We start from the raw sequence: 25,350 nt of genomic DNA, 5'->3' as shown, positions 1-25,350 counted from the left end.
CCGCGACCGGCGCCGACGAGGCGGACCGTCCGACTCACCGCCGCGCACCGCGACCTCCTGCACGGCGGCGATCACGTGAGCGACGTGGCCCGACGGTGGGGGTTCTCCAGCCCGTCGCGGTTCGCCCGGTTCTACCGCGACATGTACGGGCGCAATCCGGCCCAGACCGCGCGCATGTTCTGACCGGTGTCGCGCGGGCGCATCCGATGTCGCATCCGGTGCCGGCATGGCGCGAAGGGTGCGGGATGCCGTCCACCGGCCGCGCGACCAGGCACAGTGACGAGGTTCGAGGCGAGGAGGACCTTTCGTGGGGAAGTTCGTGTACGAGGGAACCACGCGGACCGATTTCGAGGACCGGCTCCTCGCGCACCTGCAGGTGGTCATCGGCAACAAGCTGCGCCGCGGCGAGCCGTTCTACTTCCAGTGGAAGGACGAGGTGAGCACCGGGGGCGGACGGACGTCCGTCTGGCTGCACCCGCGCGCGAGCATCGTGTTCAAGTTCCACGGCGGACGTCCTCCCGCGCTGAACCGCGCGTGGTTGGAGGCCCTGATGACGGTGGCGAACTCCCCCACCGGCCTCTATGTGATCCCCGAACCGCCGGAGGACCTGCTCGCCACCGAGCCGATCGGCTGACCCGTTGTCAACCCGGTCGCCGCCTGCGCCGTATCGGGGTGTGCTCACCGGGACGGAAGGATGCCGCATGCCCGACTCCCCCACCGCGAACCCCCGGATCGTCGTGATCGGGGGCGGCAACGCCGGACTCTCGATCGCCGGGCGCCTCGAGCGCGCCCGGCTCGGTGACATCACGGTGGTCGAGCCGCGCACGACGCACATCTACGCCCCGCTGCAGTCCCACATCGCCGGCGGCACGGCGCGCGCCTCGCGCGCGGTGCGCCCGCAAGCCGATGTCATCCCACCGGGCGTCCGCTGGCTGCGCGACGAGGTCTTCACCGTGGATCCGGCCGCGCACCGCGTGCACCTCATCTCCGGCGGTCACCTCGACTACGACCAGCTCATCGTCGCGGCGGGTCTGCGCCTCGCGTGGGACGCGATTCCGGGGCTCCCGGAGGCGATGGCCGCGCCCGAAGGCGTGTCGAACTACGACCTCGCCCTCGCCGCGAAGGCCTCACCCGCGCTGCGCGACCTGCGCCGCGGCACGGTCGTCTTCACCCAGCCTCCCGAGCCGGCCTCGTGCGGCGCCGCCGCGCAGAAGCCGCTCTACCTCGCGTGCGACTGGTGGCGCTCGCTCGGGGTCCTCGACGACATCCGCGCGATCCTCGTGCTGCCGGACCCCGTGCCGTTCGGCATCCCGGACGTCGATCGCGAACTCCGCCGCGTGCTCGACGCGTACGGCGTGGAGGTGCGGTACTCGCGGGAAGTGCGGAGCGTGGATGCCGGCTCCCGCACGCTCACCATAGGTCACGGCGACGACGAGGAGACGCTCGCGTACGACGTGCTGCACGCGGTCCCGCCGCAGCGCGCACCGGAGTGGATCGCGGGGAGCGGACTCGCGGACCCCGACGACCCGCACGGGTTCGTCGACATCGACCCCGAGACACTCCGGCACCGCCGCTTCGCGGACGTGTGGTCTCTCGGCGACGCCGCGCGCGTCGCCACCCGGCCCTCCGGGGGAGCGATCCGGCCGCAGGCGAAGGTGCTCGCGCGGAACCTGCGGGCGGCACTCCGCGGCGGAACGCCGACCGCGCGGTACGACGGCTACAGCGTCGTCCCATTCACCGTCTCGCGCGGCACGGTCGTGTTCGCCGAGTTCGATCGGTGGGGGCGACCGCGACCGACGATCCCGTTCTGGCGCTCGCTGTCGCGCGAGCGACGCTCCACCTGGATCGCCGACCGACGGATCCTGCCGTGGGTCTACTGGAACCTGATCCTGCGCGGCCGCGCCTGAGGGGCGTATAGGCCAGATCCGTCGATCCCTCAACCCCGGGGGCCCGCGGGAGCAATCGCGCGAAGACTGGCCTTCACCCCGGATCACCGAGAGAGGACATCATGGCCCAGGTCATCGAAACCATCGACGTCGACGTTCCCGTCCGCGTCGCCTACAACCAGTGGACGCAGTTCGAGGAGTTCCCCCACTTCATGAGCTTCGTCGAGTCCATCACGCAGAAGACCGACACGCTCACGCACTGGAAGGTCAAGATCGCGGGTGCGGAGCGCGAGTTCGACGCGGAGATCACCGAGCAGCACCCCGATGAGCGCGTCGCGTGGAACAGCGTGGGTGGGGACGAGAACCACGCCGGTGTCGTCACGTTCCACCGTCTCTCCGACGCCGAGACGCGCATGACGGTGCAGATCGACTGGGAGCCCACGGGCCTCCTCGAGAAGGCGGGCGCCGTGCTCGGCGCCGACGACCGCTCGGTCAAGAAGGACCTCGAGCACTTCAAGGAGTACATCGAGTCGCGCGGCGCCGAGTCCGGCGCCTGGCGCGGCGACGTCAGCTGACGTCTTCCTCACAGGAACACGGATGCCGGATCCCCGCGGGGATCCGGCATCCGTCGTGTCAGGGGTGCCTCACCACTGGGGGTGGATCTCGGCACGCAGGCGGCGGTCGTAGACGTCGCGCACGAGCGCGTCGAACGCGTCGAGGTCGAATCCACCCTCGAGGAGATCGGCCGCCGCAGCGTTCGCGGCGGCCTGTTCGGCCGAACGCGCCCCCGGGATGACCGACGTGACACCGGACCGGGAGGCGATCCACGCGAGCGTCGCCGCGGGGAGCGTCACGCCTTCGGGCAGCGCGGCCTTCAGTTCGTCGGCCGCGGCGACGCCCTCGCCGAACGGAACCCCCGAGAACGTCTCGCCCTTGTCGAACGCCTCGCCGTTGCGGTTGTAGGTGCGGTGGTCGTCCTTGTCGAACGTCGTCTCGGCGGTGTACTTCCCCGACAGCAGACCGCTCGCGAGCGGGACCCGCGCGAACACCGCGACCCCCTTCTCGGCCGCGAGCGGGAGCACCTCGTCGAGCGGCTTCAGGCGGAACGGGTTGAAGATGATCTGCAGGTTCGTCAGATTCGGACGGCGGAGGGCCGACAGCGCCTGGTCCATCGTCTCGACCGACACCCCGTACGCGGCGATGACGCCCTCGGCGACGAGCTGGTCGAGCGCATCGTAGGTGGCGTCGTCGTCGATGACGGTCGACGGCGGGCAGTGCAGCTGCACCAGGTCGAGGGTGTCCTGCGCGAGGAGCCGACGCGACCGGTCGGTCCACGCGCGGAAGTTCTCCATCGTGTAGTTCTCGGGCACCTGGTCGGCGCGGCGCCCCATCTTGGTCGCCACCGTGATGCCGGTGGCATCCGTCTTCTGCAGGAAAGCGCCGATCAGCTCCTCGGACCGCCCGTCGCCGTACACGTCGGCGGTGTCGAAGAGCGTGACACCGGCGTCGGCGGAGGCCCCGAGCACCTCCATGGCCGCGTCCTCGCTCACCCCGCCCCAGTCGGGCCCGAGCTGCCAGGTGCCGAGGCCGATCGCGGAGACATCGCGGCCGGTGCGGGAGAGGGGACGCTGCTGCATTGCGGTTCCTTTCGGGGGTCTCCCCGAGCCTATCCAGCCCCTCCGACACCGGGGCCGAGCGGAACCCGCCCGACCCCGGGCCCGCTTCACCGGACCGCTGCCCGCCGCCGCAGGAGCCCGATCAGGATGTCGAGGACGACGAACACGGCGAGGGTGTAGCCCACGAACGGCAGGAGGATGCCGAGCCCCACCGCCGCGAGGAGCACCAGCCCGATCCCCCACCAGGGCGCGCCGCGCAGCGCTCCGCGCGCGGGAGGGGCCGCGACGCCGCTCGTCGGCCGGCGCCTCCACCACATCGCGTACCCCAGCACGACGAGCGCCGCGATGCCCAGGGCGAGGACGAACAGCACGAGCTGGTTCGCGAGTCCGAACATCGACCCCATGTGCGTGTCGATCCCCCAGCGGGAGAGCTTGGCGAGCAGCGGGAAGGCCGCGAAGTCGATGCGGTCGGTCACCTGCATCGTGGATCCGTCGATGGCGACGGCATCCACTTCGGTCGGGAAGCTGCGCTGGATCTCCTGCACGACCCACGCCTTCCCGGCGGCGGACGGGGGCTTGATCTCGACCTGACCTGTGTTGACGTTGATGCGCTGCGCGATCGCGAGCACCGCGTCGAACGTCGCTGGGTTCGCCGCACCGGTGGGGGCCGCCGTCACCGCGCCGTGATGCGCGTGCTCGCCGCCGGCACCGGCCTCCCCCTCGAGTGAGGTGGACAGCGCGGGAGTCCCCCCGCCGACCGCCGCCCGCAGGTCGGCGACGTTCGCCCCCGCGAACGCCGACCAGGTGATGCCCGTGGCCGAGAGGAACACGGCCCCGAGCACCACCCACACCCCGATCGACGCGTGCCAGCCGAACAGGCCGCGGTAGCCCGTGTGCGAACGGTTCGGGCGGACGAGGTCGGCGCGGCCGCGGCGGGCACGCCGCATCCGTCCGACCCACAGGCCGAGTCCGGCGAGGGCGACGATCCCGAGCCAGGATGCCGCGAGCTCGCTGTACCAGCGTCCGGGCTCCCCGAGATGGAGGGTCCGATGCAGGTCGCTCACCCAGGTCCGCACGGGCAGCGCGCCGCTCGTGCCGTAGGCGGTGAGGTCGCCGCGGATCTCGGCCGAGCCGGGGTCGACGAAGACCGCGCGCGTCTCGCTCTCGCCGAGGGACGGGTCGGCGAACATGACTCGCGTCGTCGTGCCCGGCTCGGGCGCGGGCCGCACGGCGACGGGGCTCACGTCACCGCCGACATACCGTTCGGCGGCGACGATCTGGTCGGCCAGCGGAAGCGGGGCGGCCGTCGAGGGCGCGGTCAGCTCGTGCGCGTAGACGATCCGATCGAGTGTCGGCGTGATCGCGTACAACGCGCCGCTCAGCGCCGCGACGAGGATGAACGGCCCCACCAGCACCCCGGCGAAGAAGTGCAGGCGCCGCAGGAGCGCCGTGAACCAGTCCTTCCGGGTGCGGGGCGGCGAGGGGTCGGATGCCGCGGGCGCGGGAGCGCGATCGGCGTCGGTGGTGGTCATGACAGGATTCCTTCTCCGATGAAGCCGCCTTCGGCACAGCCGGGCGGAACAGCGAACACGGCCGACCCGATCGGGGTCGTCCATTCGTTGAGCAGGTCGAGCTCGTCGAGCCGACGCTGGAGGGGGACGAACTGCCGATCGATGTCGGCCTGGAACGAGACGAACAGCAGTCCCGCGTCCGAGACCGTGCCGGTCGGGGGCGCGTCGTCGTAGTTGTACCCGCGGCGGAAGATGCGCTGCGCGGTGTCGTCGGACCGCGAGCGCCGCACGTGCGAGAACTCGGGGATCACGGGGAAGCCGATGGCATCCTTTGCCGCGAAGTCGGGTTCGTCGAACTCGTCCGACCCGGTGAGAGGAGCGCCCGAGGATTGGAAGCGCCCCACCGCCTGGTCACGGCCGGGACGGTCCAGGCGATCCCATTTGTCCAGGTCCATCGCGATCCGCCGCACCACCATCCCCGTCCCGCCGGCCATCCAGCCCTCGCGCGACCACACGACCTCGTCGAACCCGGTCGTCCCGGGCTGCGGGTTGGCGGTGCCGTCGACCTGGCCGAACAGGTTCCGCATCGTGGTCCCCGGCCGTGTCGTGCCGTGCGCGCGGCGGAAACCCTGCTGCACCCAGCGGGGCGCGGCGAACGCGCGCGCGTCCTTGAGCAGCATGCGCGTGGCGTGGGCCACGGTGACCGGGTCGTCCGCGGCGATCTGCAGCAGCAGGTCGCCGTCGCCGTACTCGGGCCGGAGCCGGTCGATCGCGAAGGCGGGCAGCGGCGTGAGCCACGCGGGCGCCGCGGCGCCCGCGCGCGCGACGAGTCCCGGGCCGAACCCGAATGTCACCGTCAGACGCGCGGGCGACACGGCCAGCTCCGGTTCGGTGTCCGCCAGCGCGCCCTGACCCCGCGTCAGCCGAACGGCATCGTCGGTGAGCAGGCGCATGAGCCGTCTCAGGGCATCGCGGTCGGTGTCGGCGCGCAGATCGAGCGCGACGAGCGACGCGTGCGCCTGCGCGTCGGTGTCGATGCCCGCCTGGTGCGCGCCGTGGAACGGCACGACGACGTCGCCGTTCAGCGGCGTCGAGACCGTGGCATCCATCGCTCCGGCCGAGACGGCGGCGTCGATGCCGATCGCGGCGACGGCCCCCGCGCCGGCGACGGCTCCCCCGAGGAGGAACCCCCGCCGGCCGAGGCCGCGATCCCCCGGGGCGGATCGATCGCGGGATGCCATCAGTGACCCGACTCCGAGGACCCCATGTCCATGTCGCCCTCGTAGTTCTCGTTCGCGCCGGCGAACTCCTTCACGGGTGCGGTGATCTCGGCCGTGGAATCGTCCGAGAACGTCAGGGTGATCGTGGTCTCGTCGCCGACGCGCAACGGAGTGGTGACGTCCATGAACATGAGGTGGTCACCGCCGGGCTCGAGGGTGATCGCGCCGTGGGCGGGAATGACGAACCCGCCCTCGACCGGGCGCATGACCATCTGCCCGGACTCGTTCTGCACGGTCTCGTGCAGTTCCATGGCCGAGGTCGAGGGGCTCGTGGCCGACACGACCGTGAGATCGGTGTCGCCGTCGTTGCGGAGCTCGCCGAACCCCGCGCTCATCCCGGCGTCGGCCGCCTTGACCCAGACATCGGTGGTCGAGAAGGAGTCGGCCGCGGGCACGGCGGGTGCGGGTGCGGTCGACGCGCATCCGGAGAGGGCGACGGTCGCGGCGAGGGCGAGGGCGCTCAGACGCAGGAGGGAGGTGGTGCGAACGGACATGGGGAACCTTTCAGGAGTGGCCGCCGCGGGGGCCGCGGCGACGGAGGAGAAGAGTGACCGCGAGGAACACGGCGAGCGCGAGGCCCGCCCCGATCGCGGCGATGACGACGACGCGGGGAATCCCGGCGTCGTCGGTGGAGGCGGGAGCCGCCTCCGGAGACGGCGCGGTCGAGGCCGCGATCCGTTCCAGGGGCGCGGCGTCGCCGACGGTGAACGGGATGACCCCCGAGATGGGGTGGCCGTCGACGGAGACGACGCGCCAGCGCACCTCGTACCCGGCGACCGGCATCCCTCCCTGGAGGAGCACCGAGACGGTCCCGGATGCCACGACCGGGTCGGCCGCCACCCAGTCGGTGCCGTCGCCGTCGGCGACGATCACCTGTGCACCGACGTCCATGACGTCGGCGGAGAACCTCAGCGAGATCTCATCGGGAGCGCTGGGCAGGCGCTCACCCGTGGAGGGTGAGCTGGAGAGCAGTTCGTCGTGGGCGGATGCCGGGACGACCGACGCCAGGACGGCGACGGCGGCCACGGCGATCCCCGCCGCGACGACGCGGAGGCGATGCATGGGAACCTCTTTCGGGATGCCGGAGCATCCGTCGAACGGCGTCCGCGCGGAAGCGCACGAGAGCGCGCCGGACGTGGACGCCGAGGGCCGTGCGGACCCGCGCCCGCTCGGACGCGGACGCGGGAGCCCGCGCGCTGCGCGCGACGGCCCCGGTGGATGTCGGAGACGTGAAGCTCTGCTCGCGCCTCACCGACCGCCCCGCGAGGCGCAGGGTCAGCGGCGTCGCTCCCCTCGGGACGGGGAGCGGGGCGTCAGAGCGCGAAGAGGGGTGGCCCGCGTCGCCGGAGGGAGGCGGTGAGCAGCAGCGAGATCGGGCGGACGACCTCGATCAGGACGACGTGGACACGGCGCAGCGGAACCGGAGCCGGGCCGGTGGCGATGATCGCGGCACGGGCACGCAGCCAGAGCACGAGGCGGTCCGCGAGCAGCCGGAGCAGCGCCACGGTGGTCTCACCCCGGTGCAGGGCCAGGGTGGTCACCGCGGCGGCGACGAGGTGCCAGCCGCCCATCGTGGCATCCGCGGTCACGAGGGGGCCGGCAGGGCCGTCCAGCACGGTCGCGACACCGTGGACGTGCGTCGCACGCCCCGTGTCGTAGGTGCCGAGGACGAAGAGGGCGTGGAAGAGCACCTGGCTGAGCGCGACCGCCGGCCCGAGCCGCAGGAGCGAGGGACGGCGTCCGGCGAAGGCGACGCACACGACGAAGGAGAGGGCGAGCGGCACGACGATCCCGAAGATCCCGGGCACCGCCCCGCCGGCGGTGAGGTGGGACAGGAGGGCGACGAACGTCGCCACGGTCGCGGCGACCGCCCCGCGCACGACGCGCGTGCCCCGGTCCTGTCGTCGCATGCCCCCATTGTGTCAGCCGGGCGGAGGCCCTCCCGCCACCCCTAGGCTGGCCGGATGACGAGCTCCCCGGGCACCCCGCGCCGCGTCGTGATCGCCGGCGCGAGCGGTTTCGTCGGTCAGGCACTCGTGGCGGCGTTCCGCGAGGACGGCTACGACGTCGCCACGATCGGCCGCACCGGCACCGCGACCTGGGCGGACCCGGTCGGGATCGCGCGGGTGATCGACGGCGCCGACGTGCTCGTGAACCTCGCCGGGCGCATCGTGTCGTGCCGCTACACGGCCGCGAATCGCGACGAGATCCTGCGGTCCCGGGTCGACACGACGCGCGCGCTCCACCGGGCGGTCCGGGATGCCGCACACCCCCCACGCGTGTGGATGAACGCCTCGACCGCCACCATCTACCGCCATGAGACCGAGAGCGGCAACGACGAGATCGACGGCGTGATCGGCGACGGGTTCTCCGTGGACGTGGCGACGAGCTGGGAGCGGGCGTTCTTCGACGGCGACCTCCCCGCCACCCGCCGTGTCGCCCTCCGCATGGCGATCGTCCTCGGCGACGGGCCGGCGACACGCATGCTCTTCGCGCTGGGGCGACTGGGTCTCGGCGGTCCCCAGATCGACAGCTGGTGGTTCCCCCACCGCCGCTATCGCGGGATCGGGGCGCGGCCGAGCGGACCTGTGTGGTCGTCGTGGCACCGCACGCGGGGACGCCAGCGCTTCAGTTGGATCCACATCGACGATGTCGTGGCATCCGTCCGCTTCCTGCGCGACCGTGACGACATCTCGGGGCCGGTGAACCTCGCCGCACCCGGCGTGAGCGACAACCGCACCCTGATGCGCGAGGTGCGCCGCGTCGCGGGGATGCCCGTGGGCCTCCCGGCGTACCGCTGGATGCTCGACCCCGCCATGGCGATCCTCCGCAACGAGCCCGAGTTGGTGCTGAAGAGTCGGTGGGCCGAGCCCGCCGTGCTGACGCGCGCGGGCTTCGCCTTCGCCTACGACGAGCTGGGGCCGGCGCTGGACGCGGTGGCATCCGTGCGCCGGCCCCGGGCCCGCGACCTCTTCTCGAACTGAGAAGAGACGATCGGTCAGGTGTTGCGGCGCACGAAGCGCAGCAGGGCGGCGATGACGCCGACGATGAGGATGATGATCCCGATCCAGAGCAGGAACTTCACGGCCTCGACGAAGATGCCGAGGAACAGGAAGACGAGACCGACGACGATGAGGAGGATGGCGAGAGCTGGCATGGCATCCACTCTGGTCCTGCGGTGCGGATCGCCGCTCTCCCTTGACAGACGGCGGAGGCCGGGGCACGCGCGTGTCAAGCACCCGGTGGGCGGAGGGCGCGCGGTCTAGCCTCGGTTCCGTCACCACGAGAAAGGCGCATCATGGGCGATCGCGACACCACCGGACACGGCACCGGACCCGACGAGGGCGAGTACACCGAAGTCCAGCTGCCGGACGGCGAGGAGGCAGGAAGCAACCTCGACGCTCCCGGTGAATACGTCGACAGTCAGCGCGCCGACGGCACCGACGCCCGTCCGCGTTCGGACGAGGCGGGGTCCTACACGGACGTGCAGCTCCCCTCGGGCGACGAGTCGCGCGAGGACACCGGACGTCCGGGCGAGTACACCGACCGCGATCGTTGAGTCAGCGCTCGAGGGTCGCCCGGGGATCCGTGCCGTACGCGGCGCGGTAGATGGACGCGAATCCGGCGAGATCCGCGAACCCCCACCGCAGGGCGATCTCGGCGAGCGTCGTCCGCGTCGGATCGGCGGCGACCAGGTCGGCGTGCGCGGCGCTGACGCGGGCCTGCGCGAGGTACTCCTCGGGAGTCGAGGCGAGGTGCCCGTTCGCCGCGAACGCACGGCGGAGCCCTGCGGCCGACGTCCCCGCCGCCCGCGCCGCGTCGTCGGCGGTGACCGGCAGAGAGGCGTGGTCGTCCATCCAGCTGGTCGCCGCGGCGTAGATGGCGGCCTGCTCGAGCGCCGACGCCCGGCGCTCCCTCGGATCGCCGACCAGCGGGAACGCCTCGAGAGTGGCGGAGACGAGCGCCCGATGGACATGGGCGCGCACGAGGGGTTCGCCGAGGAGGGGGACCTGCGTGAACGACCAGCGCAGGGTGGCGAGCCAGTAGTCCCTCATCCGCGACGACACCGGTCCCCTGCCGGCGAAACGCACCTAGAGGGTGTCGTCCCCGTAGATCGTGCGCGCGGCCTCGGTCAGATGCGCCGGGTCGAAAGCGACCATCTCGACGGCGGTGCCGTGGGCGTTGCCCACCATCTCGTCGCCCGGCTGGATGACGCCCGGCTCGACGCTGAACTCCCCCGTCGCCGATCCGATGCGCCAGGTGTAGCCCGGGGTGGAGGTGGCGAAGAAGAAGCGGTCGGCGCCGTACACCACCTCGGCGCGACAGTCCCACAGGAGTCGGCGCAGGGCGAAGCCGCAGTCACCGACGGCGCGCTCCCCGATCGCGCCGTCGTCGGCCCGCAGATCGACCCGCCCGTACTGCGTCTGCAGCCAGGCGAGGGCCTCGGCGGGTTCGGCCGTGCGCATGCGCTCGTCGAAGTAGTCGCTGCTCATGGACGTGCGGCACCTCGCTCCCGCTCGACTGCGCCACCGCCATAGTAGTTAACCTCCCGCACGACCCGGCATTCTCACACCGGCACCGATAGTTCACCCACCGCAAAGGAATCGAGACCGTGACCGACTCGCCCGTGATCCGTGACATCCACACTGACGACGCCGGAGAGGTCCTGACGATCCAGCGCGCCGCCTTCGCCGGGGAAGCCCTCATCTACGGCGACCCCGACATGCCGCCGCTCACTCAGACGCTCGAAGAGCTCGAGGCCGAGCTCGTGGAGAACCTCGGTTGCGTGGCTCTCCAGGGCGAGCGGATCGTGGGCGCCGTCCGCGCGCGGCGGGACGGCGAGCTGCTGCTGATCGGCCGGCTCGCCATCGCCCCAGATCAGCAGGGCGGCGGACTGGGCTCCGCACTGCTCGCCGCGGTCGAGGAGCGCGGCCGTCGGGCCGGCGCCACCGAGGCCGAGCTGTTCACGGGTGGCCTGAGCGAAGCCAACCAGCGCCTCTACGAGCGCGAGGGCTACCACCGCACCGAGACCACCGCCGACGGAGAGATCTTCTACCGCAAGCCCCTGACCTGACGCGCGCGTCGTTCCCCCGGTTCAGCGTCCAAGACACGCGGATGCCACGGCGGCTCGTCCGCGTGTCTTGGACACTCAGCGGCCCGGACCGGGCCGGGGGCTCACGGGGTCGGCATCCCGCCGTTGACGTTCAGCGTCTCGCCGATGACGTAGCTCGATTCCGCGGATGCCAGGTAGACGTACGCCGGGGCGAGCTCGGCGGGCTGCCCCATACGGCCGAGGGGCGTCTCCTCGCCGAACTCGGCGACCTTCTCCTGGGGCTGGCCGTCCGACACCTGCAGCGGGGTCCAGATCGGGCCCGGGGCGACGGCGTTGACCCGGATGCCCTTCGGTGCCAGCTGCTGACCGAGAGCCTTCGTGAACGCGTTGATCGTCGCCTTCGTCGAGGCGTAGTCGACGAGGATCGCGGACGGGGAGTACGCCTGGATCGACGTCGTGTTGATGATCGCGGACCCGGCCGGCAGGTGCGGCAGCGCCGCCTTGGTGATCCAGAACATCGCGTAGACGTTCGTCTTGAACGTGGCGTCGAACTGCTCGTCGGTGAGGGTCGTGAGGTCCTCGTTGAACAGCTGCTTGCCGCCGTTGTTCACGACGATGTCGAGGCCGCCGAGTTCCGCGACCGCCTGCGCGACGAGCGCGCGGCAGTACTCGGGGTCGCGGAGATCGCCGGGGATCTGCACGACGGTCGCACCGGCCTCGCGCAGGATACCGGCGATGCGATCGGCATCCTCCTTCTCCTCGGGCAGGTACGACATCGCCACCGAAGCCCCCTCCCGGGCGAAGGCGATCGCGGTCGCCGCACCGATACCGGAGTCGGCGCCCGTGATGAGGGCTTTGCGGCCCTCGAGTCGGCCGCTGCCGACGTAGGTGTCCTCGCCGAGCGCGGCCCGGGGCGACATCTCGGCATCCAGGCCGGGCTCGGACTGGTGCTGCTTCGACGGCTCGATGTCGGCGTAGAGCTTCGCGGGATCGGTGAAGGTGTACTGACTGGTCATGGCGAGTCCTTTCAGGGGGATGCCGAAGCGTGGGCCGCCGCGGCGGGGGAAGGTCAGCGGTTGCCGAGGTCGGCCTCGTCGACCACCTCGCGGATGACGAGGGCGGCGTTGATGAGCGCGAGATGACTGAGCGCCTGCGGAAGGTTGCCCCAGAAGGCCCCGTCGTCCTCGGCGATCATCTCCGAGTACATGCCGACATCGTTGGCCTGTGCGACGAGCGCATCCATCGCCTCGATCGCCTCGGCGTGGCGACCGACGCAGGCCAGGGCGGTGGCGCGCCAGAACGCGCACGCGACGAACGTGTGCTCCTCCTGGTCCATGCCGGTGTAGCGATACACCAGGTGGTCGTCGGTGCCGAGGCGTTCGGTGATGGCATCCACGGTTCTCGACATGCGCTCGCCCCGGTCGAAACCGGTGGGGGCGTGCAGGAGCACCGAGGCGTCGAGGTCGTCGGAACCGGGGCGCAGCGTGTACGCCTGCAGCGTCTCCGACCAGCAGTTCTCCTCGACCCAGGCGTGGATGCGGTCGCGCTCCACGCGCCAGCGGTCGCCGTTGTCCGGGATGTGCCCACCGTCCGCGAGCCATTGCGCATCGTCGAGCGCCTTCCAGCAGCCCATCTTCGACGACGTGTAGTGCTCGATCTCGGGCAGCTCCCACATCCCCGAGTCCGCGCGTCGCCACAGGTCGCACGTGCGGTCCGCGACGTCGGCGAGGAGCCGCCCGGTCGGGATGTCGAGACGGTTTCCGGCCTCGACGTAGGTGCGGCAGATCGCGATGAGATCGCCGTACACACCGAGCTGAAGCTGGCCCTGGGCCGGGTTGCCGGTGACGACCGGCGGGATGCCGTTCCACCCCGGGACCTCGTGCTTCTCCAGGCCGATCTCGGCGGCGCCGTCGAGCGTGTACATCACCTGCACCTCGGGACCGTTGGCGCGGATCGTGCGCAGCATCCACGACAGCGCGGCGTGGGTCTCCTCGCGCAGACCGAATCCGACCCAGGCGTGCGCGGTGTAGGCGAGGTCGCGCACCCAGGCGAAGCGGTAGTCCCAGTTCTTGCCCCCGCGCGGGTTCTCGGGGAGCGATGTGGTGGCGGCGGCGGCGATCGCGCCGGTGGGGCTGAACAGGAGCAGCTTCAGGGCGAGCGCGCTGCGCTGGACGTCGTCCGCCCAGGGACCGTCGTACGAGAACTCGTCCGACCACAGGGTCCAGCCGGCGATCGTGCGGTCGATGCCGCGGTCCACGTTCAGCGCGTCGGGGATGCGCAGCGGCTCCCCCTCGGTCGCGGCGATCACGAGGAGATGGCGCGAGCCCTTCCCAGTCGTGAATGTGCCCGAGATGCTCTCGCTGCGTTCGTCGGGTTCCCCGTGGATGCCGTGCTCGTGGCCCACCACGGCGAGCGAGACGTCGCCGACCCGCATGATCGAGAACCCGTCGATGCGCTCGGTCCACGGGGCCGCCGAGCGGAGCATCGTGCCGGGCTGCACGCACCAGGCGAACTCGACCTCGCCCTTCACGCCCTCCACACGACGCGCGAGCTCGGCCCACGGCAGTCGTCCGGCGATGCCGGTCACCATGGCATCCGTGAGCTTCGCGACTCCGCTCGCGGTGGTGAACGTGGTCTCGAGGACATTCGTGCGGGCGACGTAGCGGCGTGTCACCGTGTAGTCCCCGATCGGAGCCAGCGCGATGCACCCGCCCGCGGACTCGTCGACGAGACGGGCGAACACCGGGCGCGAGTGAAGATTCGGAAGCGGCAGCCAGTCGACCGAGCCGTCGAGCCCGATCAACGCGACCGTCCGCCCGTCGCCGATCGCGGCGTAGTCGCGCAGCGGACGGGACGGCGAGGGCGGGGTCGTGGAGGGTGGGGTCGCGGGCACGGTCCCACGCTAGGAACCGCCCCTGCCCCTATCGCGGGGGTTGTCGATCCCGGTCGGAGCGGGTACGGGTCGGCGGTACCGCCGCGCGGCCCTCCTCGCAACCCCCGGTCGACTGCCGCCGGCGCGACCTAACGTCGAGGACGACCGCGAGTGAAAGGAACGCGCATGTCCCCCACCACGAAGGACGCCCCGACCAAGAACCGCCGTCGCCCGGCCCGCGGCGGCAGCGGCCCTGAGACCACCGACGAGCAGAACGCCGAGAAGGGCTTCCAGGCCTCGGAGAAGCTCACCGACAGCCTGCAGGCCGTCCTCGTCGACCTCATCGAGCTGTCGATCCAGGGCAAGCAGGCGCACTGGAACGTCGTCGGCAAGAACTTCCGCGACACCCACCTGCAGCTCGACGAGATCATCGACGCCGCTCGCGAGTTCAGCGACACCGTCGCCGAACGCATGCGGTCGCTGCACGCGCTGCCCGACGGCCGCAGCGACACCATCGCCGAGACGACGACCCTGCCCGAGTTCCCCCAGGGCGAGGTCGACACGGCCGAGGTCGTCGACCTCATCACCGAGCGCCTGGACGCGACCGTGGGTACGGTCCGCGACGTCCACGACGATGTCGATGACGAAGACCCCACCAGCGCCGACATCCTGCACGGGATCCTCGAGCGCCTCGAGCAGCTCTCGTGGATGGTCAGCGCGGAGAACCGCGTCGCGCGCAAGTCGTAGTCGCGATCGCGAACACCGGATGCCGGGGCCGCGGGGCCTCGGCATCCGTCGTTTCCGCGGGGATCAGCCGCGGGCGATGAGGAAGGGCGGGTGCGGACCTTCGATCCGGGCCAGGGCGATCTTCATGTCCGTGAGGGTCGCACCGAGCTCCGCGAATCGCCGGTCGACCTCCGCGAATCGCCGGTCGACCTCCGTGAATCGCCGGTCGACCTCCGTGAATCGCTCGTCGGTGCTCGCCTCCAGCCGGTCCAAGCGCCGATCCACGCGGTCGAAACGCTCGTCCGTCCGCTGTTCCAGCCGGACCAGCATCCACTTCACCCCGCCCAGATTGGCGGCCGCGAACGTGAGGAAGAACGCGGCGAGGGCGACGAGCGCTTGCACGGTGTCGAGGTTCACGGGCGGTCCTTCCTGAGGTGGATGCGTCGAATGTACGTCACTCGTACGACGGCGAGTCATGCGCACATGCCATTCGCGCCGAACTTCACCCGAATCCCGCGTTGTGGAGGAGCCGTCAGAGCCGCAGCACCTCGGTGACGCGGACGACAGCGGTCCCCTCCTCCTCGGAGGCGGCGAGATCCACCTCGGCGCGGATTCGCCAGTCGTGATCGCCGGCGGGGTCGTCTATGGTCTGCTCGACACGCCACACGCCCTCGGCGGCGGCCGACTCGTCGATGTCGACGTACGCCGACGACCGCGCGGCGCCACCCGTGCCGATCGCGTCGTGCTCCTCGAAGTAGCGGTCGAGGACGTCGGGCCAGTCGGCATCCGGATCCAGCTCGACGAGCTCGTCGTCGCGCTGCAGCGCGGCCAGCTGCACCCGGCGGAACATCTCGTTGCGCACGAGCACGATGAACGCGCGGCGGTTCGTGAGGATCGACGGCGGGGCCGGCGGCACGACTGGGGCGGATGGATCGTCGGCCGGGTTGATCAGCTGCTCCCACTCGTCGACGAGGCTCGAGTCCACCTGCCGCACGAGCTCGCCCAGCCAGGCGATGAGGTCGAGCAGGTCGGGCGTCTGCGCGTCGGACGGCACGGTCTGGCGGATGGCACGATACGCGTCGCTGAGGTACCGCAGCACCAGCCCCTCGCTGCGCGCGAGCTGATACAGCGACACGTACTCCCCGAACGAGCAGGCCCGCTCGAACATGTCGCGGACGACGGACTTGGGCGACAGCTCGAAGTCGCGGATCCACGGCTGGCTCGACGCGAACACCTCGTAGGCCTGCGCGAGCAACTCGTCCAGCGGCTTCGGCCAGGTGATCTCCTCGAGCATCTCCATGCGCTCGTCGTACTCGATGCCCTCCCGCTTCATCGCCGCGACGGCCTCGCCGCGGGCGCGGAACTGCTGCTGCGACAGGATCGGGCGGGGGTCGTCGAGGGTGGCCTCGATGACGCTGACGACGTCGAGCGCGTAATGCCCGGTGCCCACCGACGAGGCCGGGGGCGCGGCATCCGGTCCCCTGCCCAGCTCGACCTCGGGATCGAGCATCTCGATGGCGGCCAGCGCGAACGGCGACAGCGGCTGGTTGAGGGCGAAGTTCGGCTGCAGGTCGACGGTCAGACGGATGCCATCGGCTCCGGCCTCGACCACACCGGCCTGCACGAGGGTGCGGAAGATCGCGATCGCCCGCCGCGCGAGCTCGTACTGGCGGGCGCGCGGCTCGTGGTTGTCGAACACCAGCGATCGGACGTTGCCGAAGACGTCGCCGCCCCGCGCGATGACGTTGATCAGCATCGCGGCGGTGAGCTTCATCTGCGGCACGAGCGGCTCGGGCTCCGCCGCGACGAGACGGTCGTAGCTCTGCTCGGTCCAGTTGACGAAGCCCTGCGGCGCCTTCTTGCGCACGATCTTCTTCTGCTTCTTCAGGTCGTCGCCGGCCTTGAGGATCTGCGCGGCGTTCTCGATCTCATGGTCGGGGGCCATGACGACCACCGTGCCCGCGGTGTCGTAGCCGGCCCGGCCCGCGCGCCCCGCGATCTGGTGGAACTCGCGCGCCGACAGCTGGCGCATGCGCGTGCCGTCGTACTTGGTCAGCGCGGTCATGAGGACCGTGCGGATCGGCACGTTGATCCCCACACCGAGCGTGTCGGTTCCGCAGATGACGCGCAGCAGCCCGCGCTGCGCGAGCGTCTCGACCAGGCGCCGATAGCGCGGCAGCATGCCGGCGTGGTGGACGCCGATGCCCGCGCGGACGTACCGCGAGAGCGTCTTACCGAAGCCGGTCGTGAAGCGGAAGCCGCCGATCGCCTCGGCGATCTCGTCCCGCTGCTCGCGACCGATGATGCGAATGGACGACAGCGCCTGCGCGCGCTCCATGGCCGCGGCCTGCGAGAAGTGCACGACGTAGATCGGCGACTGCTTCGTGTCGAGCAGCTCCTGCACCGTCTCGTGCACCGGCGTGCGCGCGTACTCGAAGTGCAGGGGGACGGGGCGTTCGACGCCGGTGACGCGCGCGGTCGGGCGACCGGTGCGGCGCGAGAGGTCGTCGGCGATGTCCTCGACGTCGCCGAGGGTCGCCGACATGAGGATGAACTGCGCCCGGTTCAGCAGCAGCAGGGGTACCTGCCACGCCCAGCCGCGGTCGGGCTCGCCGTAGTAGTGGAACTCGTCCATGACGACCTGGTCCACCTCGGCATCCGGGCCCTGCCGCAGGGCGAGGTTCGCGAGGATCTCGGCCGTGCAGCAGATGATCGGGGCGTCGGAGTTGACCGAGGAATCACCCGTGACCATGCCGACGTTCTCGGCGCCGAAGATGTCGACGAGGGCGAAGAACTTCTCGCTCACGAGCGCTTTGATCGGGGCGGTGTAGTAGCTGCGGCCGCCCCGGGCGAGGGATGCCGCGTGCGCGGCGACGGCGACGAGGGACTTCCCCGTCCCCGTCGGGGTCGACAGGATCACGTTCGCGCCGGAGACGATCTCGATGATCGCCTCGTCCTGGGCGGGGTAGAGAGTGAGCCCGCGGCCGTTCGCCCACTCCACGAACCCGAGGTAGGCGGCATCCGGGTCGCTGCCTGCGGGCACGTGGTCGAGGAGCGAAGTCACCGCTCCACCCTCTCATCCCCCGCCGACCGGCCGGTCAGCGGAGCTCATTCCGCGTCGGAGAACACCCCCACCCGGTCGCCGTCCCGCACGAACTGGACCGAGCTGCCGACGGGGAACCTCGCTCGGAAGACGTCCGGCAGGTCGGGCGTCACCACGAACTCGACGGTGGCCGGGAAGGCTCCCGCGCCGCACCCGCCGTACCGGAACCCTCCCTGGAACACGTTGCCGTCGTCCATCGTCGCTATCGTCGCGGTCTCCACGAGGAGGACGCACTCCGCACGGGTACCCGCCGCATCGATCTGCGACGGACCCACGTACGTGGTGAGGCCGTAGAAGTCGGCGTAGGCCGACACGTCGTCGGATGCGAAACCCATGCTCCGGACCGGCGCGGTGTCGGCGGCCGGGTCGGCCTGGAGCGTGGCCACCTGCGCAACGCCCGCGGTCCGCGCGACGGGCACGAAGGTCGTCGCCGCGATCGACGCGGCGCTGGCGATGGCGGCCACGGCGGCGAGCGAGCCCGCCCACAGCCACAGCGTGCGCGCGCGCCGCACGACCGGGCGACGGGTCGCACGCTCCGTCGGCTCGTCGAGGTCGGGTTCCCCCTCCTCGGCGACGAGCGGATCGTCGGATGGGGCCGTCGGCGGGTTCATCGGCACCACCGGCGTCGAGGACTCCCCTCGATCGCGGCGCTCGAGGTCCTCGAGCTCCTGCAGACGCCCCAGGGCGGCAGGATCGGCGGAGAGATCGGCGTCCGGCCCGTACGCCCGCGCGCGCAGTTCCGCCAGCTCCCCCCGCAGCTCGGCATCCATGCCCTGCATCGTGCCACAGCCCGGACGGGCCGGGGCCGGATTCTCCATTCGCGGGAATAGACACGGGGATGCCGCGTTGCACACGTCATGCGTTCCTTCGGCACCCTCTCCTTCGGGCATTACGGCCCCCTCGGCGGCGGCCACCACCTCTCCGCCGGCGATTCGATGCTGCAGGCGATCGACCTCGCCCAGGGCATGGACGATCTCGGCGTGAACGGCGTCTCGTTCCGCGTCCACCACTTCGCCCGGCAGCAGGCGGCCCCGATGCCGCTGCTCGCCGCCATCGCCGCACGTACATCGCGCATCGAGGTGGGCACCGGTGTGATCGACATGCGCTACGAGAACCCGCTCATGCTCGCCGAGGAGGCGGCATCCGTCGATCTCATCAGTGGGAACCGACTCGCCCTCGGCGTGAGCCGCGGGTCACCCGAGACCGTCCTGCGCGGGTACGAGGCGTTCGGCTACATCGGGTCCGAGGATCCGCGCGGCGCCGACATCGCGCGTGACCACTTCGACCTGTTCCTGCGCGCGATCGACGGGGAAGGACTCGCCGAGCGCGACCCGATGAGTCCCTTCGGCGGCGGCACCGGTCTTCAGCGCATCGAGCCGCACTCCCCGGGGCTGCGCACGCGCATCTGGTGGGGTGCCGGCACGACCGCGACCGCCGAGTGGGCCGGACGTACGGGCGTGAACCTGATGTCGTCGACGCTGCTCACCGAGGCGGACGGGACGCCGTTCGACATCCTGCAGGCTCGACAGCTCGACGCGTTCCGGGCCGCGTGGAAGGACGCCGGCCACGCGGGCGAGCCGCGGACGTCGGTGAGCCGCAGCATCTTCCCCATCGTCAGCGACGAGGACCGCCTGTACTTCGGCGGCTCGGCCGGCTCCGATCAGATCGGTGTGATCGACGGCATGCGCTCGACCTTCGGCAAGACGTACGCGGCAGAGCCGGACGTGCTCATCGAACAGCTGCAGAACGACGCCGCGGTGATGAGCGCCGACACGCTGATGCTCACGATCCCTTCGCAGATGGGTGTCGAGTTCAACCTGCGCCTGGTCGAGAACTTCGCGCAGCACGTCGCGCCGGCCCTCGGCTGGCAGTCGACCCTCGCGACCGTCTGACCATTTCGACCACGGAGCCCCGGATGCCAGGCATCCGGGGCTCCGTGGTCCGTCGGGCCGCTCAGCCGCCGACGAAACCGCTGCGTTCGATCGGCAGCGGAGGGTCGGGATGCAGCGTCCGATACGCCGCGACGTCGCGGACGTTCTTCTGCACGGCCACGACGGCGAACAGGCTCATGGCGAAGCCGATGCCGTAGAAGCCCTTCTCCGACAGCAGGAGATCGGCGTTCCACAGGCCGACCGCCATCAGCGCGAGCGACGCGAGCAGCATGCCCCATGCGACGCCCAGGTACGCTCCGGTCACGGGAACGTCTTCGGCGCGATCGCGAACGGCCTTCTGCACGGAGATGGCGGCGAACAGTCCGAGGAGGAAGATCGCGAGGAAGTAACCCTTCTCGGCGAGCTGCATCTGCGCGTTCCACAGACCGATGAAGTACACGGATGCGCCCAGTCCGAGAGCGACCCACGAAGCCCCGACGAACGCGGCCGTCGGCCGACCGATCTCGAGGTGCGTCTGCTGATCCATCTTTGGTCCAACCTTCCTCTCGAGCCCCGCGGACGAGGCATATGCGTGTGGAGGAAGGTAGCGGCAGTCGCATGCGATTCACTTCATATATCCGCTCGACGTCGTCACGGGGCATCCGGTTTTCGCCCGCGGCCCGCTAGGTTCGGCTGGTGACCGCCTCCGATTCACCTCCCTCCGCGGCCATCGTCGCGCTCGCTGACCGCGTCGAGGGGGCGGCATCCGATTCGCCCCGATTCCTGCTCGGGATCGCCGGGAGCCCGGGAAGCGGAAAGACCACATTGGCGACGGCGATCGTCGCGGAGCTGAATGCCCGGCATCCCGGGACGGCGTCGGCCGTGCCCATGGACGGCTTCCACCTGGCCAACGCCACGCTCGACCGCCTCGGCCGACGCGATCGCAAGGGAGCGATCGACACGTTCGACGGCTGGGGGTTCCTCGCACTCCTGGACCGGATCCGCACCGAGACGGAGCACACGGTGTTCGCCCCGGGCTTCCGGCGCGAGGTCGACGAGGGCGTGGCCGGCGAGATCGCCGTGGAGCCCGCGACGCGCATCGTCGTCGTGGAGGGCAACTATCTGCTGGTCGACGACGGCCCGTGGGCGCGCGTGCGCGGCGCGCTCGATGAGGTGTGGTTCTGCGCGGCACCGAGCGCGGTCCGCGAGACCCGGCTCGTGCACCGCCATACGCGGCACGGGCGCAGCCTCGCTGTGGCGATGGACTGGGCGCGCGGCGTCGACGGGGCCAACGCCGCGCTGATCGAGGCGACCCGCGAGCGGGCGGCGCTGGTGGTGTCGGGCGAGACGGGGGCCGTCGTCGACTGAGTCGCTGTCGGCTTGACAGGAGCAACGCCACCCCCTAGGTTCATTACTCAAGTAACGAACCAAAGGAGCCCGATGCTCGACGACGGCAAGCCGATCTTCATCCAGATCGCCGAGTCCATCGCCGACGGCGTACTGGCCGGCAGCTACCCGGAGGGCACGCAAGTACCGTCCACGAACGAGTTGGCGGCGTTCCACCGCATCAACCCCGCCACCGTCGGCAAAGGTCTCGGCCTCCTCGTCGACCGCGGCATCCTGCACAAGCGTCGCGGACTCGGCATGTTCGTCAGCGAGGGCGCCCACCAGCGCCTCCGCGACGAGCGGACCACGGCTTTCCGGGCCGACTTCGTCGCGCCTCTCCTCGCCGAAGCACGTTCCCTCGGCCTCGACCTCACCGACATCCACCGCATCATCGACCAGGAAGGGGCGTCCTCATGACGCAGCCCGCCGTCCGCCTCTCGGGGGTGTCGCGCCGCTTCCGGCGCGCACAGGCCCTGGACGACGTCACTCTCGACATCCCCGCGAACGCCATCACGGGACTCCTCGGCCGCAACGGCGCCGGGAAGACGACCCTCATGTCGATCATCGCGGGCCACGACCGACCCTCGACCGGCTCGGTGCAGGTCTTCGGCACCGATCCGTTCGAGGACGCCGCCACGATGTCCTCGATCAGCTTCGTCCGCGACAACCAGCGCTACCCCGACGACTTCACTCTGCGGCAGGTGCTCGAAGTGGCCCCGCACTTCCACGCTGGGTGGGACGCCGGCGTCGCCGAGCACCTCGTCCACGGCTTCCGCCTGCCGCGCAAGACCGCCATCAAGAAGCTGTCGCGCGGACAGGCCTCCTCGCTCGGCATCGTGCTGGGGCTCTCGTCCCGCGCACCGCTGACGATCTTCGACGAGCCGTATCTCGGATTGGATGCCACGGCCCGCCGCTTCTTCTACGACACCCTCATGCAGGACTACCTCGAGCACCCGCGGACCATCCTCGTGTCGACCCACCTCATCGACGAGATGGAGCCGCTCCTCGAACACGTCGTCATCGTCGACGAGGGACGCCTGGTGCGCACCGCTACGGCCGATGATCTCCGCGGCAGCGCCGTCACCCTCAGCGGCACGACGGCGGCGGTCGACGAGATCGCCGCGGGTCACTCCGTGCTGCAGCGGCGCGTGGTCGGCGGCCTGTCGTCGCTGGTGCTCGAGACGCGCGCCGACGAAGAGCTGCGCACCCGCGCGGCGCGCGCCGGCGCACAGCTCAGCCCCGCCACTCTGCAAGACCTCGTGGCCGCCTACGGCGTCGAGCGCGACTCCCGGGAAGGAACACTCGCATGACCGCCCTCACCACTGCTCCCCGACGGGGCGCCGCACCGACCGACGTCCTCCGTCTGCACTTCTCGCAGCGCGCACTGCTGCTGCGCACGCCGCCCGGCATCATGCTCGTCGTGTTCGCGCTGACGGTGATCATCGCGATCATCTTCTGGCGCGTCGGATCCGTGCCCGGCAGCGACGAGTGGGTGCAGAACAGCCGGAGCAACGCCGCGATCTTCTGGGCCCTCCCCGGTTTCTTCGGCTGGTTGGGCGTGCAGACCGTGTCACTCACGTTCCCCCTCGCGCTGTCGCTGGGGAGCACGCGTCGCGCGTTCGTCGCGGGAACGGTGCTGACCCACGTCGTGCTGTCGCTGTACGTCACCGCGATGCTGCTGGTGCTGCTCGCGATCGAGCTGGCGACGGGGCACTGGTTCTTCGACATCTACATGACCGACGTCTGGATCCTGGGAGCCGGGAACCCGCTCCAGCTCGCCGTGACCGCTTTCCTCGGGACACTGTTCGTCCTGTCCGTCGGTGGCGCCTTCGCCGCGTCGTGGGTGCGGTTCGGGGCACTCGGGCCGATGACCCTCGCCGCGGTCAGCGTGATCTCCCTCGGCATCGTCGCGATCTTCCTGATCCCCCTCGCCGCCCTCTTCCAGCCGTGGTGGATCGCCCTGGCGGCGGGCGTCGTGATCGTGCTCGCCGTCCTCGCGCAGTACCTGTTCCTCCGCCGCGCGTCGGTGCGCTGAACGTGTCGCGTTCCCCCGCCCGCGCGGTCTCGGCCGCGGCCGGGGGAACGCGCGTAACGGCGCTCAGCGCGGCGGCGGCACGGGCATGGTGCCGTCGAGCGTCCAGCCGTTCTCGTCGACGGCGCCCACCCCCGGGCGTTCCCTGTCGTGACGCGCCGCATCCGCATCCGCGTAGATCAGCTTCACGAGACCGCGCTGCCGCCACATGTGCTCCCGCGTGTACGCGTCTTCGAACATGACGAACGCTCCCCCGCCCGTGCGACGGCGCAGCTCCCGCAGCCAGTCCGCGTACGCGGGGTCGGGGACGGATGCCGAGGGGAACGGTCGCGCGAGATCGATGAGGCGATCGGCGATGGCATCCACGGTCTCGTCGGTGCGGCCGTCGCCGAACAGGTCCCACCCGCCGGCGCTGGAGTAGGCGACGAGGACGTTCTGTTCGTCGTCCTGACCGGGTTCCGGCACGGTGACGCGACACCGCCAGTGCCCGGTGGCGTAGAAGTTCGCGACGATCCGGATGCCGTCGAACCCCCGCTCGTGCGCGCGGGCGACCGCCGCGACGAGGGCGAATTCCGGTCGGGTCTCACTCATGGGGGCCTTCCGTGGGGGATGCCTCCACGGTAGGCGATCGCCTGTGGATAGTCGCCGCGCGATGTCGGAGGTTCGTGGCAGCATGTGTGCATGCCAGATCGACCGCCCGTCTTCGACGATCGGGAGGATGCCGTCCTCACCGACGCCGTCGCCGCGCTCGTCGAGAGCGAACGGGCGCTGGCCGAGCTCGAGGCCGCCCGCACCGTGCAGTTCGCCGCGGCGATGCGGGTCGCGCTCGAGCGATCGAAGCACCGCCCGCGCGCGGTGCAGGAACGCGAGATGGCACTGCGGTCGATCGCGGCCGAGATCGGCGTGGCCCTCCGCTGGAACGACCGCACCGTCCAACGCCGTCTCGGCGAGGCCCTGCAGCTGGTCGACGACTTCCCCGCGACGCTGCAGGCGCTGACCGAGGCACGGATCAGCGCGCGGCATGCCGCCGTCATCCGCGACGTGGGCGTCGAGCTCGACGACCCGGTCGCGCGGGAGGCGTTCGAGTCCCGCGTGATCGAGCGGGCAGCGACCGACACGGTGGCGGGCACCCGGGCCTTCGCCCGCGCCGTGGCCGAGGAGCTCCATCCGGTGTCGATCAGCGAGCGGTTCGCGCACGCCGAGCAGCAGCGCCGCGTCTGGATCGACGACGACGTCGACGGCATGGCCCGGCTCGGCGTGCTCGACGGGGCGGCGAAGGTCCGCGCGATGTACGACCGCCTCACGCGGCAGGCGCGGGCGATCCGCTCCGTTCCTCAGCTGGAGAGCGCGGGCGACGGGCCAGATGACGTGGACGACCGTCGCACGACCGACCAGATCCGCGCCGACCTGCTGTGCGACCTCGTCCTCACCGGGCAGCCCGCGATCGACCCCACCGCCGAGACTCTCGCGGGCGGCCTCGGCGCGATCCGGGCGCACGTCTCGGTCGTCGTCCCGGCCCTCACCGCCGCCGGGGCGAGCGACCGCGGGGCCTCGATCGACGGGCAGAGCCCGATCGACGCCGACACCGCACGCCGCCTTCTCGCGGGGGCTCCGCCCGCGTGGGACCGGGTCATCACCCACCCCGTCACGGGCGCCGTGCTCGCGGTCGACCGCTACCGCCCCTCCCCCGCGATCCAGCGCTTCGTTCGGGCGCGCGACGTGCACTGCCGGTTTCCCGGATGCCGGCGGCCGGCGCGCGCGTGCGAGATCGACCACAGCGAGGACCATGCCCGGGGCGGGCCGACCGCCCGCACCAACCTCGCCTGCCTGTGCACCCGCCATCACACGCTGAAGACCGAGACCGCGTGGACCGCCCGACAGGGTCCCGACGGGAGCATCGAATGGACGAGTCCGCTCGGGCGCACCGTCAGCGACCGCCCGGAGAGATACGTCGCCTTCGTCCCCGAACCAGATCCCCCGCCGTTCTGATCGGCGCCCTCCCTCGGAACGGGTC

Annotated in this window: 29 protein-coding genes and 1 pseudogene; 14 read left to right on the top strand and 16 right to left on the bottom strand. The window is 71.1% G+C overall.

Translation table 11 applies throughout. The features are described from left to right. Positions 1–24 precede the first annotated feature (24 nt). The 4 genes and pseudogenes from BW982_RS15065 to BW982_RS15050 all read left to right on the top strand — a co-directional run. Positions 25–183: pseudogene (locus tag BW982_RS15065) on the top strand (helix-turn-helix domain-containing protein); the annotation flags it as partial. A gap of 124 nt (positions 184–307) precedes the next feature. Next, a complete protein-coding gene (locus tag BW982_RS15060; RefSeq protein ID WP_076494637.1) occupies positions 308–634 on the top strand; it encodes a DUF7882 family protein in 327 nt (108 codons plus the stop codon). Positions 635–701: 67 nt separating this feature from the next. Beyond that, the gene (locus BW982_RS15055) at positions 702–1,907 is read left to right on the top strand and encodes an NAD(P)/FAD-dependent oxidoreductase (RefSeq protein ID WP_076494635.1); all 1,206 of its coding nucleotides are present in this window, start codon (positions 702–704) and stop codon (positions 1,905–1,907) included. Between the two features lie 101 nt (positions 1,908–2,008). Then, entirely contained in the window at positions 2,009–2,461 is a 453-nt protein-coding gene (locus BW982_RS15050; protein ID WP_076494633.1) for an SRPBCC family protein, read from the top strand. Positions 2,462–2,530: 69 nt separating this feature from the next. Here BW982_RS15050 and BW982_RS15045 read toward each other — a convergent pair whose 3' ends face one another. The 6 genes from BW982_RS15045 to BW982_RS15020 all read right to left on the bottom strand — a co-directional run bounded on the left by BW982_RS15045 (position 2,531) and on the right by BW982_RS15020 (position 8,203). Continuing rightward, positions 2,531–3,523, bottom strand: a complete 993-nt coding sequence (locus BW982_RS15045) for an aldo/keto reductase (protein WP_076494631.1) — start codon at positions 3,521–3,523, stop codon at positions 2,531–2,533. Between the two features lie 86 nt (positions 3,524–3,609). Beyond that, a complete protein-coding gene (locus BW982_RS15040; protein WP_076494629.1) occupies positions 3,610–5,034 on the bottom strand; it encodes a PepSY-associated TM helix domain-containing protein in 1,425 nt (474 codons plus the stop codon). After that, positions 5,031–6,254 (bottom strand): Dyp-type peroxidase, encoded by a 1,224-nt coding sequence (locus BW982_RS15035; protein WP_076494627.1) that lies wholly within the window; start codon positions 6,252–6,254, stop codon positions 5,031–5,033. The genes BW982_RS15040 and BW982_RS15035 overlap by 4 nt, the downstream gene beginning before the upstream one ends. Next, positions 6,254–6,787 (bottom strand): copper chaperone PCu(A)C, encoded by a 534-nt coding sequence (locus tag BW982_RS15030; RefSeq protein WP_076494625.1) that lies wholly within the window; start codon positions 6,785–6,787, stop codon positions 6,254–6,256. The genes BW982_RS15035 and BW982_RS15030 overlap by 1 nt, the downstream gene beginning before the upstream one ends. Positions 6,788–6,797: 10 nt before the next feature. Beyond that, entirely contained in the window at positions 6,798–7,355 is a 558-nt protein-coding gene (locus BW982_RS15025) for a copper resistance CopC family protein (RefSeq protein ID WP_076494623.1), read from the bottom strand. 251 nt (positions 7,356–7,606) lie between these two features. After that, complete coding sequence (locus BW982_RS15020; protein WP_076494622.1) at positions 7,607–8,203, bottom strand: hypothetical protein; 597 nt, start codon at positions 8,201–8,203, stop codon at positions 7,607–7,609. A 54-nt stretch (positions 8,204–8,257) separates the two neighbouring features. On the opposite strand from BW982_RS15020, the gene BW982_RS15015 reads away from it, so the two are divergent. Then, positions 8,258–9,277: an epimerase gene (locus BW982_RS15015; protein WP_076494620.1), complete on the top strand. Its 1,020-nt coding sequence runs from the start codon at positions 8,258–8,260 to the stop codon at positions 9,275–9,277. A 14-nt stretch (positions 9,278–9,291) separates the two neighbouring features. Here the strand turns inward: BW982_RS15015 and BW982_RS18300 are convergent, their stop codons facing one another. After that, entirely contained in the window at positions 9,292–9,450 is a 159-nt protein-coding gene (locus BW982_RS18300; protein ID WP_139340730.1) for a hypothetical protein, read from the bottom strand. Positions 9,451–9,591: 141 nt separating this feature from the next. Between BW982_RS18300 and BW982_RS15010 the strand changes: the two genes are divergently transcribed. Continuing rightward, entirely contained in the window at positions 9,592–9,852 is a 261-nt protein-coding gene (locus BW982_RS15010; protein ID WP_076494618.1) for a hypothetical protein, read from the top strand. Between the two features lies 1 nt (position 9,853). On the opposite strand, the gene BW982_RS15005 is transcribed toward BW982_RS15010, so the two are convergent. Further along, positions 9,854–10,348: a helix-turn-helix domain-containing protein gene (locus tag BW982_RS15005; protein ID WP_139327488.1), complete on the bottom strand. Its 495-nt coding sequence runs from the start codon at positions 10,346–10,348 to the stop codon at positions 9,854–9,856. Between the two features lie 36 nt (positions 10,349–10,384). Further along, positions 10,385–10,786 carry a hypothetical protein gene (locus BW982_RS15000; RefSeq protein WP_076494614.1) on the bottom strand — a complete coding sequence of 134 codons (402 nt, stop codon included), beginning with the start codon at positions 10,784–10,786 and terminating at the stop codon, positions 10,385–10,387. Positions 10,787–10,905: 119 nt separating this feature from the next. Between BW982_RS15000 and BW982_RS14995 the strand changes: the two genes are divergently transcribed. Beyond that, complete coding sequence (locus BW982_RS14995; protein WP_076494612.1) at positions 10,906–11,367, top strand: GNAT family N-acetyltransferase; 462 nt, start codon at positions 10,906–10,908, stop codon at positions 11,365–11,367. A gap of 101 nt (positions 11,368–11,468) precedes the next feature. On the opposite strand, the gene BW982_RS14990 is transcribed toward BW982_RS14995, so the two are convergent. Together BW982_RS14990 and BW982_RS14985 are read right to left on the bottom strand one after the other, a co-directional pair. After that, positions 11,469–12,362 carry an SDR family oxidoreductase gene (locus BW982_RS14990; RefSeq protein ID WP_076494610.1) on the bottom strand — a complete coding sequence of 298 codons (894 nt, stop codon included), beginning with the start codon at positions 12,360–12,362 and terminating at the stop codon, positions 11,469–11,471. A gap of 53 nt (positions 12,363–12,415) precedes the next feature. Continuing rightward, positions 12,416–14,239 (bottom strand): glycoside hydrolase family 15 protein, encoded by a 1,824-nt coding sequence (locus BW982_RS14985; RefSeq protein WP_076494608.1) that lies wholly within the window; start codon positions 14,237–14,239, stop codon positions 12,416–12,418. Between the two features lie 165 nt (positions 14,240–14,404). On the opposite strand from BW982_RS14985, the gene BW982_RS14980 reads away from it, so the two are divergent. Further along, positions 14,405–14,965 (top strand): Dps family protein, encoded by a 561-nt coding sequence (locus BW982_RS14980; RefSeq protein ID WP_076494606.1) that lies wholly within the window; start codon positions 14,405–14,407, stop codon positions 14,963–14,965. Positions 14,966–15,028: 63 nt separating this feature from the next. Here the strand turns inward: BW982_RS14980 and BW982_RS14975 are convergent, their stop codons facing one another. The 3 genes from BW982_RS14975 to BW982_RS14965 all read right to left on the bottom strand — a co-directional run bounded on the left by BW982_RS14975 (position 15,029) and on the right by BW982_RS14965 (position 18,817). Then, positions 15,029–15,361: a hypothetical protein gene (locus tag BW982_RS14975; RefSeq protein WP_139327487.1), complete on the bottom strand. Its 333-nt coding sequence runs from the start codon at positions 15,359–15,361 to the stop codon at positions 15,029–15,031. A gap of 115 nt (positions 15,362–15,476) precedes the next feature. Continuing rightward, positions 15,477–18,008 carry a DEAD/DEAH box helicase gene (locus BW982_RS14970; RefSeq protein WP_076494602.1) on the bottom strand — a complete coding sequence of 844 codons (2,532 nt, stop codon included), beginning with the start codon at positions 18,006–18,008 and terminating at the stop codon, positions 15,477–15,479. A gap of 44 nt (positions 18,009–18,052) precedes the next feature. Then, a complete protein-coding gene (locus BW982_RS14965; protein WP_076494600.1) occupies positions 18,053–18,817 on the bottom strand; it encodes a hypothetical protein in 765 nt (254 codons plus the stop codon). Between the two features lie 87 nt (positions 18,818–18,904). Between BW982_RS14965 and BW982_RS14960 the strand changes: the two genes are divergently transcribed. Beyond that, positions 18,905–19,939, top strand: a complete 1,035-nt coding sequence (locus tag BW982_RS14960; RefSeq protein ID WP_076494597.1) for an LLM class flavin-dependent oxidoreductase — start codon at positions 18,905–18,907, stop codon at positions 19,937–19,939. A 61-nt stretch (positions 19,940–20,000) separates the two neighbouring features. On the opposite strand, the gene yiaA is transcribed toward BW982_RS14960, so the two are convergent. Then, on the bottom strand, positions 20,001–20,465 hold the full coding sequence (gene yiaA / locus BW982_RS14955; RefSeq protein WP_076494595.1) for an inner membrane protein YiaA: 465 nt from the start codon (positions 20,463–20,465) through the stop codon (positions 20,001–20,003). A gap of 149 nt (positions 20,466–20,614) precedes the next feature. Between yiaA and BW982_RS14950 the strand changes: the two genes are divergently transcribed. The 4 genes from BW982_RS14950 (at position 20,615) to BW982_RS14935 (ending at position 23,339) form a co-directional block, all read left to right on the top strand. Next, on the top strand, positions 20,615–21,286 hold the full coding sequence (locus BW982_RS14950; RefSeq protein ID WP_175611120.1) for a nucleoside/nucleotide kinase family protein: 672 nt from the start codon (positions 20,615–20,617) through the stop codon (positions 21,284–21,286). A 72-nt stretch (positions 21,287–21,358) separates the two neighbouring features. Then, complete coding sequence (locus tag BW982_RS14945; RefSeq protein ID WP_076494591.1) at positions 21,359–21,721, top strand: GntR family transcriptional regulator; 363 nt, start codon at positions 21,359–21,361, stop codon at positions 21,719–21,721. Further along, positions 21,718–22,614 (top strand): ABC transporter ATP-binding protein, encoded by an 897-nt coding sequence (locus BW982_RS14940; protein WP_076494589.1) that lies wholly within the window; start codon positions 21,718–21,720, stop codon positions 22,612–22,614. The genes BW982_RS14945 and BW982_RS14940 overlap by 4 nt, the downstream gene beginning before the upstream one ends. Continuing rightward, entirely contained in the window at positions 22,611–23,339 is a 729-nt protein-coding gene (locus BW982_RS14935; RefSeq protein WP_076494587.1) for a hypothetical protein, read from the top strand. The genes BW982_RS14940 and BW982_RS14935 overlap by 4 nt, the downstream gene beginning before the upstream one ends. 63 nt (positions 23,340–23,402) lie before the next feature. Here the strand turns inward: BW982_RS14935 and BW982_RS14930 are convergent, their stop codons facing one another. Continuing rightward, entirely contained in the window at positions 23,403–23,927 is a 525-nt protein-coding gene (locus tag BW982_RS14930) for a hypothetical protein (RefSeq protein WP_076494585.1), read from the bottom strand. Positions 23,928–24,017: 90 nt separating this feature from the next. Between BW982_RS14930 and BW982_RS14925 the strand changes: the two genes are divergently transcribed. Then, on the top strand, positions 24,018–25,325 hold the full coding sequence (locus BW982_RS14925; RefSeq protein WP_076494584.1) for an HNH endonuclease signature motif containing protein: 1,308 nt from the start codon (positions 24,018–24,020) through the stop codon (positions 25,323–25,325). Positions 25,326–25,350: the final 25 nt, after the last annotated feature.

Source organism: Microbacterium sp. RURRCA19A (assembly GCF_900156455.1).
Lineage (GTDB): Bacteria > Actinomycetota > Actinomycetes > Actinomycetales > Microbacteriaceae > Microbacterium.
This window is presented reverse-complemented; position numbering and strand designations above follow the sequence as displayed.

Excerpts from the sequence above, each read along its gene's own strand:
- BW982_RS15055 (WP_076494635.1), top strand. The coding sequence starts at position 702 with ATGCCCGACTCCCCCACCGCGAACCCCCGGATCGTCGTGATCGGGGGC.
- BW982_RS15050 (WP_076494633.1), top strand. The coding sequence starts at position 2,009 with ATGGCCCAGGTCATCGAAACCATCGACGTCGACGTTCCCGTCCGCGTC.
- BW982_RS15045 (WP_076494631.1), bottom strand. The coding sequence starts at position 3,523 with ATGCAGCAGCGTCCCCTCTCCCGCACCGGCCGCGATGTCTCCGCGATC.
- BW982_RS15040 (WP_076494629.1), bottom strand. The coding sequence starts at position 5,034 with ATGACCACCACCGACGCCGATCGCGCTCCCGCGCCCGCGGCATCCGAC.
- BW982_RS15035 (WP_076494627.1), bottom strand. The coding sequence starts at position 6,254 with ATGGCATCCCGCGATCGATCCGCCCCGGGGGATCGCGGCCTCGGCCGG.
- BW982_RS15030 (WP_076494625.1), bottom strand. The coding sequence starts at position 6,787 with ATGTCCGTTCGCACCACCTCCCTCCTGCGTCTGAGCGCCCTCGCCCTC.
- BW982_RS15025 (WP_076494623.1), bottom strand. The coding sequence starts at position 7,355 with ATGCATCGCCTCCGCGTCGTCGCGGCGGGGATCGCCGTGGCCGCCGTC.
- BW982_RS15020 (WP_076494622.1), bottom strand. The coding sequence starts at position 8,203 with ATGCGACGACAGGACCGGGGCACGCGCGTCGTGCGCGGGGCGGTCGCC.
- BW982_RS15015 (WP_076494620.1), top strand. The coding sequence starts at position 8,258 with ATGACGAGCTCCCCGGGCACCCCGCGCCGCGTCGTGATCGCCGGCGCG.
- BW982_RS18300 (WP_139340730.1), bottom strand. The coding sequence starts at position 9,450 with ATGCCAGCTCTCGCCATCCTCCTCATCGTCGTCGGTCTCGTCTTCCTG.
- BW982_RS15010 (WP_076494618.1), top strand. The coding sequence starts at position 9,592 with ATGGGCGATCGCGACACCACCGGACACGGCACCGGACCCGACGAGGGC.
- BW982_RS15005 (WP_139327488.1), bottom strand. The coding sequence starts at position 10,348 with ATGAGGGACTACTGGCTCGCCACCCTGCGCTGGTCGTTCACGCAGGTC.
- BW982_RS15000 (WP_076494614.1), bottom strand. The coding sequence starts at position 10,786 with ATGAGCAGCGACTACTTCGACGAGCGCATGCGCACGGCCGAACCCGCC.
- BW982_RS14990 (WP_076494610.1), bottom strand. The coding sequence starts at position 12,362 with ATGACCAGTCAGTACACCTTCACCGATCCCGCGAAGCTCTACGCCGAC.
- BW982_RS14980 (WP_076494606.1), top strand. The coding sequence starts at position 14,405 with ATGTCCCCCACCACGAAGGACGCCCCGACCAAGAACCGCCGTCGCCCG.
- BW982_RS14965 (WP_076494600.1), bottom strand. The coding sequence starts at position 18,817 with ATGGATGCCGAGCTGCGGGGGGAGCTGGCGGAACTGCGCGCGCGGGCG.
- BW982_RS14960 (WP_076494597.1), top strand. The coding sequence starts at position 18,905 with ATGCGTTCCTTCGGCACCCTCTCCTTCGGGCATTACGGCCCCCTCGGC.
- yiaA (WP_076494595.1), bottom strand. The coding sequence starts at position 20,465 with ATGGATCAGCAGACGCACCTCGAGATCGGTCGGCCGACGGCCGCGTTC.
- BW982_RS14945 (WP_076494591.1), top strand. The coding sequence starts at position 21,359 with ATGCTCGACGACGGCAAGCCGATCTTCATCCAGATCGCCGAGTCCATC.
- BW982_RS14940 (WP_076494589.1), top strand. The coding sequence starts at position 21,718 with ATGACGCAGCCCGCCGTCCGCCTCTCGGGGGTGTCGCGCCGCTTCCGG.
- BW982_RS14935 (WP_076494587.1), top strand. The coding sequence starts at position 22,611 with ATGACCGCCCTCACCACTGCTCCCCGACGGGGCGCCGCACCGACCGAC.
- BW982_RS14930 (WP_076494585.1), bottom strand. The coding sequence starts at position 23,927 with ATGAGTGAGACCCGACCGGAATTCGCCCTCGTCGCGGCGGTCGCCCGC.
- BW982_RS14925 (WP_076494584.1), top strand. The coding sequence starts at position 24,018 with ATGCCAGATCGACCGCCCGTCTTCGACGATCGGGAGGATGCCGTCCTC.